This window comes from Micrococcus sp. iso_239 (assembly GCF_056173395.1).
Window position 1 is genome coordinate 1,564,801 of sequence record NZ_CM149672.1, and the last position, 14,921, is coordinate 1,579,721.

Sequence of the window (14,921 nt, forward strand, 5' to 3'; positions counted from 1 at the left end):
GTGATGAACCAGAACGACACCGCCCCCGAGACCGACGAACCGGACCTGGACGGGGAGGCCGCGGAGTTCGACGGGCCGCTGATCCCGGAGCCTCCGCACCCGATCAACTGGAACCTCCTGACCAGCGAGGAAGCGGAGGCCGAGTGGCTGGAGCTGAACCGCTGGGTCGACTGGCTCCGCCGCACCTACGGGCTGCCTGCTTCGGTAGTTCCGCCGTTCTGGCACCGCCACCCGGAGCTGTTGTGGGAGCTGAGCGCTCTGCACCTGCATTGGCTGTCCGCCTACGACCCGGAGCAGAACGGCTCCGCGCCGCTGGGCTGGCATCGCGACTTCGCCGACGCCCGCCAGCGGCTCCGCGACTGGGTCGCCGCTTCCGGAACCCGTCTCGACCGAGACCGCCCGACCCGGCAGACCACCTGGCCCGGCGAGGACCCGGCAGGCCCGGTCGAGGACACGATCATCGCTCACCGGGATCAGGACTTCGTGCAGTTCGTCCTCGACGATGTCGCCGCGCGCCGCCAGGCCGAGGACGACTTCTATGCCGGACTCGACCCGAACACCGGAGAAGTCGCATGAGCGATACCGGCGGCACGATCGTGGTCTCGCCTCTAATGGACAGTCGGGAGATCGCCGCCTATCTCAAGGTGTCCGAGTCGACTTTGTCGAGGTGGCGTTCGGCTGGTCAGGGGCCGCCGTTCCTGCGGCTGGGCGGGATCGCCCGGTACCGCATCGACGCGGTCGACGCCTGGCTGGCTGGGCTGGAGGACAGCCATGCCCCGGAAGGGTGAGCCGCTCCCGCACGCGCAGCCAAAGCCGGTGCCTCCGGTCGGCGTGAAGATCTCCACCGACCTGGAACGTCGCTCCTACGGCATCCGCGCCCGTGCCCGCTGGACGGACCCGATCAGCAAACGCCGCATCATCCGCTCCGAGATCGTCGATGACGAGGCTGCGGCGCACGAGTTCTTCGACTCGCTGCGGCAGTCATCGGCCAAGGGCATGGACGTGTCCATGACGCTCACCGAGTTCGTCACCACGATCGGCGACCGATGGGCGCGCGGCCTCGACCCCACCTCCACCGGGGAGACCTACGGGTACGGTCTCAAGCTCCGGGTGCTACCTGCCCTCGGGCACCTGCCGGTCGCGCAGATCACCGCCGGGATCATCGACCGCACCATCGATGCCTGGGAGAAACGGCACGGGGCGTCAACGATCAAGAACTCCATCGCCCCGCTCGTGCGGGTCCTCGATGAAGCGGTGCGCGACGGGCTCATCCCGATCAACCCCGCGAAGAACCGTGCCAAGCGCAGCCTGAACCGCAATGCCTTCCGTCTCCAGCCTGCGGAGGATGCTTCCCCGCGCGCGCATGCGATCCCCGACATGGCAACGCTGACGACGCTCGCTGAAGCCTGCGGGAACATTCACCAGTCCTACTCCGACTTCGTCATGCTCGCCGCCCTCCTCGCAGCGCGCTCATCCGAGGTCTCGGGCCTTCAGGCCGGTGACGTCCGGTTCGACAAGAACATCGTGATGATCGCACGGCAGACCTACCCCGGCAAAGGCGGGCTCATCACGAAACAGACGAAAGGCCGGAGAGAACGCCGCGTCCCGATCCTCGACCCGCTCCGCCCGATCCTCGAGCGGCTCGCGGAAGGCAAGGAGCCCGAGGACCGGCTGCTGATCGGCCCGAAGGGCGGCGCTCTCACGACCGCGACCGTGCGGGACGCCACGAACTGGGACCAGATCGTCAGCGATCTCGGCCTGCCCGACCTCACCCGGCACGGCCTCCGGCACACCGGAGCCACCTGGATGGCAGACGCAGGCATCCCGCTGCACGTCCTCCAGGACATCCTCGGCCACGCCTCCGTCGAGACCACACGCGGATACCTGCACCCCGACGACCGCCACCTCGCATCCGCCGCAGAGCAGGCCAACGCCTTCCTCGCCCGATCCGCCAAGGCCAGCAGACCGAGCCGGCGTGAGGCCTCGAGGCCACTGTGACGGGGAGCCGGAAGCCACGACCGGGGGCTCTGGTCCCCTTTTGGTCCCCTTATCCACAGGCGGCGTTTTCCAGAGAGCCAGATATGCCCTCCGACGTCTGTGATGCGGCATCGATGCCTTGGCGAGGGGACCAGAGGGGGACCAACAAAAACCCGTCGTCAGACATGACGAAGCCCCGATGAAAATGGCTTCTCATCGGGGCTTTTCTGTCGGGATGACAGGATTTGAACCTGCGACCCCCTGACCCCCAGTCAGGTGCGCTACCAAGCTGCGCCACATCCCGTGGCATCGATTTTCAGTTGTTCGGGCCGATCAGAGCGGGGTAAACCCCTTGACCCCCAGTCAAGCGCGCTACCAAGCTGCGCCATAGCCCGTGACGAATCGCGGTCATCCGCGCTTCAGCACCCGACGAGCATACCCCACCCGCACCGCCGGACGCGAATCCGGAGCGGGCCGGCCGGGCCGTCGTCGTCAGGGGCGAACGCTGCGACACCCCGGAACGTGAACAAGGGGCCCACGTCCTCTTCACAGACGTGAACCCCTCATCCCTTGACCGAGGGCCACCCGACCGAGAGTCCCCCAGCGACCGCGGCCCCGGCGTACCGGTGGGCCTGGCGGTCTGCACGAACCCTCTCATGACTGAGGGTGCAGTCGTGCACGTGAGAAGCCTAACACGCCGAGCGTCTCCGATCCGCCGTTCCGGGCGGGTCGAAGAGGCGTGTCGGGGGGCTCACGGAGCCCCGCCGCAGGATCAGTACGTGAAGGTCCGGTCCCCCACGCGGAATTCGACGTCCTCCAGGTCCGGGATGGCGTCGCGCGCCCGCTCCGCCGCCTCCCGCATCGTCTCCTCGAGGACCTGGGGATCGGCCTCGAGCAAAGACTGGCCGTACTCGATGACCACCTTCCCGTCCTCCCGAAGCGCCTCGACGTCGACGATGTCCGAACCGGAGGGCAGGGATCGCGTCAGGTCCTCGACGACCTCGGCGGCGCGCTGGTCCGCCTCTGCGAGGGCGCCCTCGGCCTCCTGGCGCAGCTGCCCCAGGTCCACGCGGTCCGAGGCGTCCGCCTCCAGCTCGCTGATCCGGTCCTCGGCCTGGGCGAGCCGGTCCTCCGCGCTCTGCAGCGCGGCCCGGGTCTCGCCGTCGTCGACCGCACAGCCGGATGCGGCCAGCGCGAGCGCGGCCAGGGTGGCCAGGGACAGGGCGGCGGGGCGACGTCGGATGAGGCTCATGCCCTCAGGCTACGAGACGAAGGTGGACGAACGGTGGGAGCCGGCCGGGACGACGACGTCCCCCGGCACGGCAGGCCGAGGGACGTCGTCGGGGCGGGGCCGGATCAGCGGCGGCGACCGCGCTTCTCGCGCACGCGCATCCCGATCTCGAGGGGCGTGCCCTCGAACCCGAAGGTCTCGCGCAGGCGGCGCACGATGAACCGGCGGTACCCGGGGTCCAGGAACCCCGTGGTGAACAGCACGAACTTGGGCGGCCGGCTCGAGACCTGGGTCGCGAACAGGATGCGGGGCTGCTTGCCGCCGCGCAGCGGGTGCGGGTGGGCCGCCACGAGCTCGCCGAGGAACGCGTTGAGCTTGCCCGTGGGGATACGGGTGTCCCACGAGTCCAGGGCGAGGTCCAGCGCGGGGACGAGACGGTCCTTGTGCCAGCCGGTCTTCGCGGAGATGTTCACGCGCGGCGCCCACGCGACGTGCGCCAGGTCCCGCTCGATCTCCTTGGCCAGCTGGAGCCGCCGATCCTCATCCACCTGGTCCCACTTGTTGAACGCGATCACGAGGGCGCGACCGGAGTCCAGCACCATCTGGAGGATGCGCACGTCCTGCTCCGAGATCACCTGCGGCGCCTCGAGCAGCACCACGGCCACCTCCGCGCGGTCCAGGGCGGAGGCCGTACGTAGCGACGCGTAGTAGTCGGCGCCGTGGGCCATGTGCTGCCGTCGACGGATGCCGGCGGTGTCCACGAAGCGCCACAGCCGTCCGCCGAGCTCCACGAGCTCGTCCACGGGGTCGCGCGTGGTGCCGGCCAGGTCGTCCACCACCACGCGGTCCGAGCCGGCCAGCTTGTTCAGCAGCGAGGACTTGCCCACGTTCGGCCGGCCCACGAGGGCGATCCGGCGCGGGCCGCCGCGCGGCACGAGACCGCCGTGGGCGGACTCCTCCGGCAGCGCCTCGAGCGCGGCGTCCAACAGGTCCGCGACGCCGCGGCCGTGCACCGCGGACACCGGGTACGGGTAGCCGAAGCCGAGCGACCACAGGGTGGCGGCGTCGGCCTCCTGGACCATGTCGTCCACCTTGTTGGCGGCCACGATCACCGGGCGGTCCTTGCGACGCAGCATCGAGACCACGGCCTCGTCCGTGGCCGTCATGCCGACGGTGGCGTCCACCACGAACACGACGGCGTCCGCCACGTCCACGGCCAGCTCTGCCTGCTCGGCCACGCGACGGTGGATGCCCTTGGCGTCGTGCTCCCAGCCGCCGGTGTCCACCACGGTGAACTCGCGGCCGTTCCACTCGGCGTCGTAGGAGACGCGGTCGCGCGTCACGCCGGGCACGTCCTCCACCACGGCCTCACGGCGGCCGATGATGCGGTTGACGAGCGTGGACTTGCCGACGTTCGGCCGGCCCACGATGGCCAGCACGGGCGGCACGGGCGCGTCGACGTCCTCGTCGGGCCCGAGCTGCCACGCGTCGAGGAGGGCGGCGTCGTCCTCCTCGAGCTCGTAGTCGGCCAGGCCTGCGCGCAGCGACGCGGCGCGCGCCTCGGCCTCCTCCTCGGTCATGGCGGCGAGCCGCTCGGCCACCTGATCGTCGCCGGCGGGGACGAACTCGTCCTCACCGGAGCGGTGCTGGGGGTTCTCGGTCATCGTCGGCCTCCCTTCACGGCCGGAATGCCGGCCTGGTCCTCGACGGCGGCCAGGACGGCCGCCACGGTCTGCTCGAAGTCGAGCTCGGTGGAGTCCACGAGCGCCACCCCGTCGGCGGGGCGGTCGAACGTGGACACGGTGGCGTCGCGGGCGTCGCGCCCGGCCACCTGACGGTGCAGCGTGCCGGCATCGACGCCGGTCTCCCCCGCCGCGGCCAGCTGGCCCGAGCGGCGGGCGGTGCGCACGGCCTCGGAGGCCGTGAGCAGCACGCGCGCGTGGGCGTCCGGGGCCACCACCGTGGTGATGTCACGGCCCTCGGCGACCATCCGGCCCGCGGCGGCGATCACCGCCCGCTGGCGACGATGCAGCTCCTCACGCACCGGGATGACCACGGCGACGGTGGAGACCGTGTCCGTGACCTCGGGGCCGCGGATCGCCTCGGTGACGTCCGTGCCGCCGACCCGCACGGCCTCGACGTCCGGGTCGGTGGACTGGTCCAGGTCCATGGCGACGGCGGCCGCCGCCACGGCCTCCGCATCGGCCAGGTCGACGCCCTCGTTCAGGCAGTGCCACGCCACGGCGCGGTACATGGCGCCGGTGTCCAGGTACGCGGCGCCGAGACGCCGCGCCACGGCCTTGGACACGGACGACTTGCCCGAGCCCGAGGGCCCGTCCACCGCCACCACGAGCGGCGCGGGTGCGACGTCGTCGCGGGTGTGCTCGGTCATCTCAGACCACCTTCCATCCGGCGGCGGTCAACGCCGCCACGAGTTCGTCCCTGCGGCCGGGCAGCACGGAGACCTCCACCATGCCGACCCGGTGGCCCGAGGCGTGCTCGAGCCGCAGGTCCTCCACGTTCACGTCCGTGCGGCCGACCTCGTCGAGGAGGGCCGCGATCTGCCCGGGGGCGTCGTCCACAATCACCGTGACCACCGCGAACGCCTGCGGCGGCGCCCCGTGCTTGCCGGGCACCCGGGCCCGACCGGCGTTGCCCTCGGCGATCAGCTGCGCCATGTCCAGCCGCGCCCCGGGGGCGGAGGGGTCCTCCAGGGTGCGGATCAACCGGTCCAGGTCCGCCCGCAGCCCGTGCAGCGCCGGCACGATCCGCCCGGCGTTGCCGGAGAGGATCTGCACCCACAGCTGCGGGTCCGACGCCGCGATCCGGGTGGTGTCCCGCAGCCCGTTGCCGGCCAGGGCGAGCGCCTGGTCCGGGGTGTCCTGCAGGCGGGAGGCCACGAGCGAGGCGGCGATCTGCGGCAGGTGCGAGATCAGCGCGACCGACTCGTCGTGGGCGCGGGCCGCCATCCGGTACGGGGTGGCCTGCAGCGTCAGCGCGAGCGCCCGACCGGCCGCGAGGGCGCCCGGGTGCGTCGTGTCCGTCGGGCACAGCACCCACGGCGCCTGCGTGAACAGGGTGCCGCGGGCCGCCACGGGACCGGACCGCTCGGAGCCGGCCATCGGGTGCGTCCCGAGGTACCGGTCGGCGTCCTGCGGGGCCAGGCGGCCGTCGTCGACGGCGGCGCGCACGCCCGCGGCGACCGCCTCCTTCACCGAGGCGATGTCCACCACCACGGCCGCGGGCCAGCGGCGCAGCGAGTCCACCACGACGTCGGCGGTCACGTCCGGCGGCGCGGCCACGACGACGAGGCCCGGGGCGGCGTCGAGGTCGTCGCCCGCGGCGTCCAGGCGGGCGGGGCGTCCGGCGCGGATGTCCGCGGCCACGGCCAGGGCGGCGGGCGAGGGGTCGTGCAGGCGCACGTCCACACCGGCCGCGCTCAGCCCGATGCCGATCGAGGTGCCCAGCAGACCGGTCCCCCGGACGAGGACGGGCTGCGGGATCCCGGCCGGGCCGTCACCGAGCGCGGCGGCGGACTCGGCGGGCGCGCTCACAGGCCGACCAGGGCCTTGAGGTGGCCCAGCTCCTGCGCGTTGAGCGCGCGGACGGTGCCCTGCTTCTGGTCGCCCAGCAGGATGGGGCCCACCTTGACGCGGACGAGCCGCTCGACCGGGTGGCCGATCTCCTGGAACATGCGGCGCACGATGCGGTTCTTGCCCGAGTGCAGCACGACCTCGACGAGCACGTGGCCCGGAGTCGAGTCGACGAGCTTGAACGAATCCACCTGCGCCACGCCGTCCTCCAGCTCCACGCCCTCACGCAGCCGGTTCGAGACGCCCTTGGCCAGCGGGCCGCGGGTCTGCACCACGTAGGTCTTGGGGACCTCGTAGCTGGGGTGGGTGAGGCGGTTGGCCAGCTCACCGTCGTTGGTGAGGATGAGCAGGCCCTCGGTCTCGTTGTCCAGACGGCCCACGTGGAACAGGTGCTCCTGCCCGGGCTTGAGGTAGGTGGCGATCGAGGGCCGGCCCTCCGGGTCCACCATCGTGGAGATCACGCCGCGGGGCTTGTTGAAGACGAAGTACTGCTTGGTCACGTCCGTCTGCACGGAGATGCCGTCCACCCGGATCACGGCCGTGGCCGGGTCCACGCGCACGCCGGGCTCGGTGACGACGACGCCGTCCACCTCCACGCGGCCCTCGGCGATGAGGTCCTCGCTCACGCGCCGGGACGCCACACCCGCCGCGGCCAGCACCTTCTGCAGGCGCTCGCCCGACTCGTCGTGGATGCGGTCGAGGTGGGCGGCCTTGGCCCGGGCGGCGCCGGCGCCGCGGCCGCGGCGACCGCGGGTGCGCGGCACGGCGTCCTCGTCGAAGGGGGCCTCCTCGCGGGGGCCGGCGGCGCCTCGGCGGGCACCGATCTGTCGCTGGTAGTCGCGCTCCTGGAACGGGCCGCCCCGTCGACCGACGGCGGGGGTGCGTCCGGAGCCTCGCGGCTTGCGGGAGTTCATGGGGAGGGCGTCCTTTCGGGTGCGCGTCAACGGCGCCGGTCGGGCCGGCGGCGGACGGGTCAGGGGGTGAGGGACGGCCCGGAGACGGACACGCCCGGCTCCATTCTCGCAGATCGGCGGCGTCGCGTCTCCCGGCCACCGCTCCCCCGGCCGCGAGCGCGCAGAGAACCGGCCCGGTCCCGCGACGGGACCGGGCCGGCGTCGTCGGCGCTCAGCCGACGGTCACGGCGCGCCGCCGCGGCAGATCAGCTCGCGGGCGAGCTGCCGGTAGGCCTTGGCGCCGTCGTGGTTCTCGGCGAACAGGGTGATGGGCGTGGCCGCCACCGTGGCGTCGGCGAACTTGATGGACCGCTTGATGACGGTCTCGAACACGCGGTCCCCGAAGCCGGCCACCAGCGAGCCCACGACCTCCTTGGAGTGCAGGGTTCGCTGGTCGAACATCGTGGCCAGCACGCCGTCGATCTCCAGGTCCGGGTTGAGCCGGTCCTGCACCTTCTCGATCGTCTCGACGAGCAGGGCGACCGCGCGCAGCGCGAAGAACTCGGCGGTCAGCGGGATGATCACGCCGTGCGAGGCGGTCAGCGCGTTGACGGTCAGCAGGCCCAGCGAGGGCTGGCAGTCGATGAGGACCACGTCGTAGTCGTCGCGGACCTGGCGCAGCGCGCGCTCGAGGACCTGCTCGCGGGCCACCTCGTTGACGAGCTGCACCTCGGCCGCGGACAGGTCGATGTTGGCCGGCAGCAGGTCCATGTTCTCGAAGTCCGTCGACAGGATCGCGTCCTTCGCGGTCACCGACCGCTCCATGAGCACGTTGTACACCGTGGTGTCGAGCTCGTGCGGGTTCGCGCCCAGGCCGGCCGAGAGGGCGCCCTGCGGGTCGAAGTCCACCATGAGCACCCTGCGGCCGTAGCCCGCGAGCGCGGCGCCCAGGTTGATGGTGGAGGTCGTCTTCCCGACGCCGCCCTTCTGGTTCACCATCGAGATGATCCGCGCCGGGCCGTGCGAGGTCAGGGGCGCGGGCTCGGGGAAGTCGTGCTTGGGCCGGCCGGTGGGCCCGAGCACGGGCTCGCCGTGGATGGTCATCACGGGGATCGGTTCTCTCGAGGTCACGGCGGCGCCGGCTCCTTCCACGGTGGTCTGCACGCCCGGCCGCGGGCCGCGGCGCGCCGCGGCCGCCGTCGTCGGCGTGTCCGGATCTTCCCCCACCCTAGTGCCTGGCGTTCCCGGGACGACGGCGACGCCGGGGACGGGCCGGTGTCCAGGCTCGTCCCCGGCGTCGCCGGTGGTCGACGGTGCGGCGTGCCGCGCGGGCCCGCCGCCTCCGTCAGCGGGCGGGGTTCCGGTCGCCGTCGGCGGCCATGGCGAAGTTCAGGCTGGAGTCGGGGTGACCCTCGTAGGCCTGCTCGGCGATCGTCGGGGACTGCTGCGGGTCGTGCGCGGCGCCGTCGTGGCCGGCCACGGTCGCCTCGTCGAACTGCAGCTCGCCGCTGAGGACGCGCCGGGCACGCTCGCCGTCGAGCTCGCCCACCCAGCGGCCGACGAGGAGCGTGGCCACGGCGTTGCCGGTGAAGTTGGTCAGGGCGCGGGCCTCGGACATGAACTTGTCGATGCCCACGATCACGCCCATGCCGCCGAGCAGCTCGGGTCGGTGCGCCTGCAGGCCGGCGGCGAGCGTGGCCATGCCCGCGCCGGTGACGCCGGCCGCGCCCTTCGAGGCGATGATCATGAAGACCAGCAGGCCGATCTGCTCGCCGAGGTTCATCTCCGCGCCCATCGCGTTGGAGACGAAGAGCGCGGCCATGGTCAGGTAGATGGCGGTGCCGTCCAGGTTGAAGGAGTAGCCGGTGGGCACGGTCACGCCCACGACGGACTTGTCCACGCCGGCGTGCTCCATCTTGGCGATCAGGCGGGGCAGGGCGGTCTCGGAGGAGCTGGTGGCGAAGATGAGCAGGTACTCCCGGCCCAGGTACTTCATGAGGGACAGGATGCTCAGGCCGGTCACGACCTTCAGGACGGTGCCGAGCACCACCACGATGAAGGCGATGCAGGTCAGGTAGAAGGCGCCCATGAGCAGCGCCATGGCGCCGATCGCGGACCAGCCCGTGGAGCCGACGACGGCGGCGATCGCACCGAAGGCGCCGATCGGGGCGACCCACATCACCATCATGAGGATGCGGAACACGACGCCCTGGATCAGCGTGAGACCACGCAGCAGCGGGGCGTCGGCCGGGCCCATCTGCTGCAGGGCGAAGCCCACGAGCAGGGCGATGAACAGGGTGGGCAGCATCGGCAGGGAGCCGGGGATGATGTCCAGCAGGAACTGGACGGTGCCGTCCACCGCGGCCGTGGGCTTGTTCGGGTCGTAGGGCGTCAGCTTGAGGCCCTCGCCGGGGTGGATGAGGTTGCCGACGACGAGGCCGACGGCCAGCGCGAACGTGGACATCGCCATGAAGTAGACCAGGGCGATGCCGCCCACGCGGCCGACGGTCGCGGCCTTGGCGATCGAGCCGACGCCGAGGACGATCGTGCAGAAGATGACCGGGCCGATCATCATCTTGATGAGGGAGACGAAGCCGTCGCCCAGCGGCTTGAGGGACTTGCCGAACTCGGGGAAGAGCAGGCCGACGGCGGCGCCCAGCACCACCGAGGCGATCACGGCGATGTACAGCCAGTGGGTGCGGTCCTTCTTCCCGCCGGGGCCGGCGGGGCCGAGGTCTCGGCCGGTGGGGTGTGCGCCATCGGGCGTTCCGTTCTCTGCGGTGGTGGGGCGCCGCCGAGCGGTCCGCAGCGGCGCGGGAGGGATGTGACCACTCTCGCGGCCCCGGGTGGTGTCGGTCACGATTGCGGTCATAGTGGTCACGGCGGCCGGCGGACTGCAGGATCGTGGGGGTGGACCGGCGCGTCGCCGGCCCGAGGGAGGAGAGGCATGCGCCACCCGTGGTCGATCGCCCGGCGGATCGCCGTGGTCCACGTGGCGCTCGTGGCGGCCATCGCCCTGTTCAGCGTGTGGAGCGCCTACCTCCAGGCCCGCGAGGTGGCCCAGCGCGTCGAGGAGCGCCACGTCCAGGGCGTCACCACCCTCGTGGCGCGCGACCCCGCGCTCGTCTCGGCCCTGCGGGCCGGCGACGCCCCCGCCTTGCAGGCCGGGATCGACGGCTGGATCGCCGAGGCACAGGTCTCGTGGCTGACCGTGATGGACCCGGACGGGATGCGGTTGGCGAGCTGGCGCCCCGAGCAGGTCGGTGTCCGCTACCCGAAGCCGGTGGACGCCGTCGTCGCCGGGGACACCGTCGTGGAGCTCTCGAGCACCGGTGCGGCGGGCCGTTCGGTGCGCGCGCTCGCACCGGTCGTGGACCCGGAGGACGGCACCGTCCTGGGCGTGGTCACGACGGGCGTGCAGATCTCCGATGTCGCCATCATGGCCCAGGCCCAGATCCCCGGCATCCTGCTCGGCTCGGCCGCCGTGGCCGCCGTCGGCCTGCTCGTCGCCTGGCTCGTGGGCCGGTATCTGAACCGGGTGACGCTCGGACGCGGCCCCGAGCAGATCGCCGAGCAGTTCCTGCTGGCGGAGACGGCCATGGACTCGCTCGAGGCCGGCGTCGTGGTCCTCGCCCCGGACGGGCGGGCCCGCCTGCACAACGACGCCGCCGCGCGCCTGCTCGGCTGGGAGAGCGCGGGCGAGCCTCGACTGCCCACCGAGCTCTCCGCGGCCCTGCCGGGCGCGGTCAGCGGCGAGGCGAGCCTCGCCGCCGGCGGGCGGGTCCTCGTGGTGCAGCAGCGTGTCGTGCGGTCGCCCGGCCGTTCCGACCCCGGCGGGTCGGTCCCGCCGACGGCCCTCGCCGCGGCCGCCCGCGAGGGCGTGACCACCGCCCCGGCGGGATCGCGCGTGCTCGTCCTGCACGACCGCACCGACCTGCAGCGGCTCGGCGACGAGCTCACCGTGGCCCACACCCTGACCACGGCGCTGCGCGCGCAGACGCATGAGCACGCCAACCAGCTGCACACCGCCCTCGCCCTCGTCGAGTCGGGCCGGTTGGAGGCGGCCCGCGCCGTGCTGTCCCGACGCGCCGCGGACGAGGAGGCCTCCGACGACGTCCTCGCCGCCCTGCTGACCGCGCTGGGCAACCTGGTGGACAACGCCCTCGACGCGGCCGCCGCACCCGACCTGTCCGCGGCAGACCGGTGGGTCGACGTCGAGGTGGTCTCGGACGCCGCGGGCCTGCTCGTGCAAGGTGGCCGACGGCGGCCCCGGACCCTCCGACGCGGACCGCGGCCGACTCTTCGACCGGGGCTGGTCGACGAAGCCCGTCGGCGCCGCCGGACGCGGCATGGGGCTGTGGCTGACGCGGCGGATCGCGGAGGAGGCCGGCGGGGTCGCGGACGTCGCGACCGACTCGGGCACCGTGTTCACCGTCGAGGTGCCCCGCACCCCCCGACCCCAGGAGGAGATATGACCGCCCGCCCGTACCGGGTGCTCGTCGTCGAGGACGAGCAGCTGACGGCCGAGACCTACGTGGCGCACCTGGACCGGCTGCCGGGCTTCGAGGTGGCCGCGGTGGCCGGCTCCCTGTTGGCCGCGCGGCAGGTCGCCGCGGCGGGCCTGCACGCGGACGGGCGCTTCCCGTTCGACGTCGTGCTGCTGGACATGAACCTGCCGGACGGGCACGGCCTGGACTTCCTGCACCAACTGCGCGCGGCGGGCTTCCACGGCGGGGTGCTGGCGCTCACCGCGGCCACCGACCTGCCGGTGGTGCGCCGGGCCGTCGCGTACGGCGTGACGCAGTACCTCGTGAAGCCGTTCGGGTTCGACGAGTTCGCGGATCGGCTGGGCGGGTTCCGCGCCGCCTCGGCGATGCTGGCCGGCGACGGCGCCCTCGACGGCCAGGAGCAGGTGGACGCCGTCTTCCGCGTCTCCCGCGAGCGGCGCGCCGAGGCCCTGCCCAAGGGGCTGACCGAGAGCACCCTGCGCGAGGTGGTGGAGCTGCTGGGGGCGGACCCGGAGACCGCCCTGAGCGCGGCCGAGGTGGGCGAGCGCCTGGGCATCTCCCGCGTGACGGCCCGGCGCTACCTCGAGCACCTCGAGCGGATCCGCCGGGTGCGGCGCTCGGCCCGGCACGGCGGCCGTGGCCGGCCCGAGCAGGAGTACCGCTGGGCCGGCCGCACGTGAGCGGGGCTCAGCGGGCCGGGCGCAGCACCCCGGCCAGGGCCTCGAGCACGGCGGGGTCCTCAATGGTCGAGGGCACCGCGTACTCCTCGCCGTCGGCCATCTGCCGCATGGTCTTGCGCAGGATCTTGCCCGAGCGGGTCTTGGGCAGCGCGTCCACCACGACGACGTCGCGGAAGTCCGCCACCGGGCCCACCTCGCGGCGCACCGCCTGACGCAGCTCGTCCAGGAGCGCGGCCTCGGCCTCGGAGCCGGCCTCGGGCGTCTCGACGCCGGACTTGAGGACCACGTAGCCCGAGGGCCGCTGGCCCTTGAGCGGGTCCGCGATGCCGATCACGGCACATTCGGCCACCGCCGGGTGGGCGGCCAGGGCGGCCTCGAGGACGCCCGTGGACAGCCGGTGCCCGGAGACGTTGATGACGTCGTCGGTGCGGCCGAGCACGAACACGTAGCCGTCCTCGTCCACGACGCCGGAGTCACCGGTCGCGTAATGGCCGGGGAACGCGCTGAGGTAGGAGTCGATGTAGCGCTGGTCGTCGCCCCACAGGGTGGGCAGGGTGCCCGGGGGCAGCGGCAGCCGCAGGGCGATGTTGCCCTCGGTCCCGGCGGGCACGGGCTCGCCCAGGCCGTCCAGGACCACGAGATCGACGCCCGGCGAGGGCACCGAGGACGAGCCGATCTTCACCGGCAGCTGCTCCAGGCCCACCGGGTTCGCCGCGATGGCCCACCCGGTCTCGGTCTGCCACCAGTGGTCGATCACCGGCATGCCCAGCAGGCCCTCGATCCACCGCTGCGTCTCCGGGTCCAGGCGCTCGCCCGCGGCGAAGAAGTGCCGCAGGGAGGACAGGTCGTGGGCCTGGAGCAGCTCGCCCTCGGGGTCGGCGCGGCGGATCGCGCGCAGCGCCGTGGGGGCCGTGAAGAAGGAGCGCACGCCATGGTCCTCGATGAGCCGCCAGAACGCGCCGGCGTCGGGCGTGCCCACGGGCTTGCCCTCGTACATGACCGTGGTGGCCCCGGCCAGCAGCGGGCCGTAGACGATGTAGGAGTGCCCCACGACCCAGCCCACGTCCGAGGCCGTGCACATCGCCTCCCCCGGGCCGACGTCGTAGATGTGCTCCATGGTCCAGCGCAGGGCGACGGCGTGGCCCCCGTTGTCCCGGACGACGCCCTTCGGCTTGCCCGTGGTGCCCGAGGTGTAGAGCACGTACAGCGGGTCGGTGGCCTGCACCGGGACGCAGTCGGCCGGCTCGGCGGCCGCGACGGCCTCGCCCCAGTCCTCCCAGCTCGCGCCACCGCGCCCGTCGGCGTCCGCGAGCGCGGTCTCGAAGCCCTCGCGGTGGTGGACCAGCACCGTGCGCACGGGGTGCGCGGCGGTCTCGAGCGCCTCGGCCACGGCGGGCAGGTATTCGACCCGGCGCTTGGGCTCGATGCCGCCGGAGCAGGTGAGCACGACGTCGGGGGCGGCGTCGTCGATGCGGGAGGCGAGCTCGCGCGGGGCGAAGCCGCCGAAGACCACGGAGTGCACCGCGCCGAGCCGCGCGCACGCCAGCATCGCGATGTGGGCCTGCGGGATCATCGGCAGGTACACGAGGACGCGGTCGCCCTTGCCGACGCCGCGCGCGGCCAGGGCGCCGGCCAGGCGGGCCACCGCGTCCGTGAGCTCGGCGTACGTGTAGCGGGTGACCTCACCGGTCATCGCGGAGTCGTGGATCAGCGCGACGGCGTCCCCGCGGCCCGCCTCGACGTGCCGGTCCAGGCAGTTGAAGGCGGTGTTCAGCTCGCCGTCCGGGAACCAGCGGTACAGAGGCGCGGCGGAGTCGTCGAGGGCGCGCGTGGGCGCGACGGTCCAGTCGATGGCGCGCGCCGCGTCGAGCCAGAACCCCTCGGGGTCGCGGAGGGAGCGGGCGTGGGCGTCGGCGTACGCGCCGGAGGGACGGTCTTCGGCGGGGGCATCGTGGGTCGCCATGCGCCCAGGGTAGTGCCGTGGATCACAGGGGGCAAGGGATCTGTATACATTTCGTGCCCCGTCAGTGAGGCGTGGC

Annotated in this window: 12 protein-coding genes and 1 tRNA gene; 4 read left to right on the forward strand and 9 right to left on the reverse strand. The window is 72.9% G+C overall.

The window, feature by feature from the left end; genetic code table 11:
- Window positions 1-3 precede the first annotated feature (3 nt).
- From AC0VX2_RS07285 to AC0VX2_RS07295, 3 genes are read left to right on the forward strand one after another with little or no spacing between them, the layout of a single operon-like run.
- The gene (locus AC0VX2_RS07285; RefSeq protein ID WP_070708793.1) at window positions 4-576 is read left to right on the forward strand and encodes a hypothetical protein; all 573 of its coding nucleotides are present in this window, start codon (window positions 4-6) and stop codon (window positions 574-576) included.
- Complete coding sequence (locus AC0VX2_RS07290; protein ID WP_020628096.1) at window positions 573-788, forward strand: helix-turn-helix transcriptional regulator; 216 nt, start codon at window positions 573-575, stop codon at window positions 786-788. The genes AC0VX2_RS07285 and AC0VX2_RS07290 overlap by 4 nt, the downstream gene beginning before the upstream one ends.
- Window positions 789-831: 43 nt before the next feature.
- Window positions 832-1,998 carry a tyrosine-type recombinase/integrase gene (locus tag AC0VX2_RS07295; protein ID WP_308302086.1) on the forward strand — a complete coding sequence of 389 codons (1,167 nt, stop codon included), beginning with the start codon at window positions 832-834 and terminating at the stop codon, window positions 1,996-1,998.
- Between the two features lie 209 nt (window positions 1,999-2,207).
- Here the strand turns inward: AC0VX2_RS07295 and AC0VX2_RS07300 are convergent.
- The 8 genes from AC0VX2_RS07300 to AC0VX2_RS07335 form a co-directional block, all read right to left on the reverse strand.
- Window positions 2,208-2,281 (reverse strand) — tRNA-Pro (locus tag AC0VX2_RS07300).
- A 468-nt stretch (window positions 2,282-2,749) separates the two neighbouring features.
- Complete coding sequence (locus AC0VX2_RS07305; protein WP_101966162.1) at window positions 2,750-3,229, reverse strand: hypothetical protein; 480 nt, start codon at window positions 3,227-3,229, stop codon at window positions 2,750-2,752.
- Window positions 3,230-3,333: 104 nt separating this feature from the next.
- Window positions 3,334-4,872 carry a ribosome biogenesis GTPase Der gene (gene der / locus AC0VX2_RS07310; protein ID WP_095347576.1) on the reverse strand — a complete coding sequence of 513 codons (1,539 nt, stop codon included), beginning with the start codon at window positions 4,870-4,872 and terminating at the stop codon, window positions 3,334-3,336.
- Window positions 4,869-5,600, reverse strand: a complete 732-nt coding sequence (cmk, locus tag AC0VX2_RS07315) for a (d)CMP kinase (protein WP_101966163.1) — start codon at window positions 5,598-5,600, stop codon at window positions 4,869-4,871. Before cmk ends, der begins: the two co-directional genes overlap by 4 nt.
- Before the next feature lies 1 nt (window position 5,601).
- Window positions 5,602-6,762 carry a prephenate dehydrogenase gene (locus AC0VX2_RS07320; RefSeq protein ID WP_101966164.1) on the reverse strand — a complete coding sequence of 387 codons (1,161 nt, stop codon included), beginning with the start codon at window positions 6,760-6,762 and terminating at the stop codon, window positions 5,602-5,604.
- Window positions 6,759-7,715, reverse strand: a complete 957-nt coding sequence (locus AC0VX2_RS07325) for a pseudouridine synthase (RefSeq protein ID WP_002857422.1) — start codon at window positions 7,713-7,715, stop codon at window positions 6,759-6,761. Before AC0VX2_RS07325 ends, AC0VX2_RS07320 begins: the two co-directional genes overlap by 4 nt.
- Before the next feature lie 222 nt (window positions 7,716-7,937).
- Window positions 7,938-8,798, reverse strand: coding sequence for a ParA family protein (locus AC0VX2_RS07330; RefSeq protein ID WP_036315755.1), 861 nt, complete (start codon window positions 8,796-8,798; stop codon window positions 7,938-7,940).
- A 241-nt stretch (window positions 8,799-9,039) separates the two neighbouring features.
- Window positions 9,040-10,371 carry a cation:dicarboxylate symporter family transporter gene (locus AC0VX2_RS07335; protein ID WP_251393491.1) on the reverse strand — a complete coding sequence of 444 codons (1,332 nt, stop codon included), beginning with the start codon at window positions 10,369-10,371 and terminating at the stop codon, window positions 9,040-9,042.
- Between the two features lie 270 nt (window positions 10,372-10,641).
- Between AC0VX2_RS07335 and AC0VX2_RS07340 the strand changes: the two genes are divergently transcribed.
- On the forward strand, window positions 10,642-12,882 hold the full coding sequence (locus AC0VX2_RS07340; protein ID WP_434543502.1) for a response regulator: 2,241 nt from the start codon (window positions 10,642-10,644) through the stop codon (window positions 12,880-12,882).
- Between the two features lie 7 nt (window positions 12,883-12,889).
- Here AC0VX2_RS07340 and AC0VX2_RS07345 read toward each other — a convergent pair whose 3' ends face one another.
- The gene (locus AC0VX2_RS07345; RefSeq protein ID WP_475432475.1) at window positions 12,890-14,845 is read right to left on the reverse strand and encodes an AMP-binding protein; all 1,956 of its coding nucleotides are present in this window, start codon (window positions 14,843-14,845) and stop codon (window positions 12,890-12,892) included.
- Window positions 14,846-14,921 lie beyond the last annotated feature (76 nt).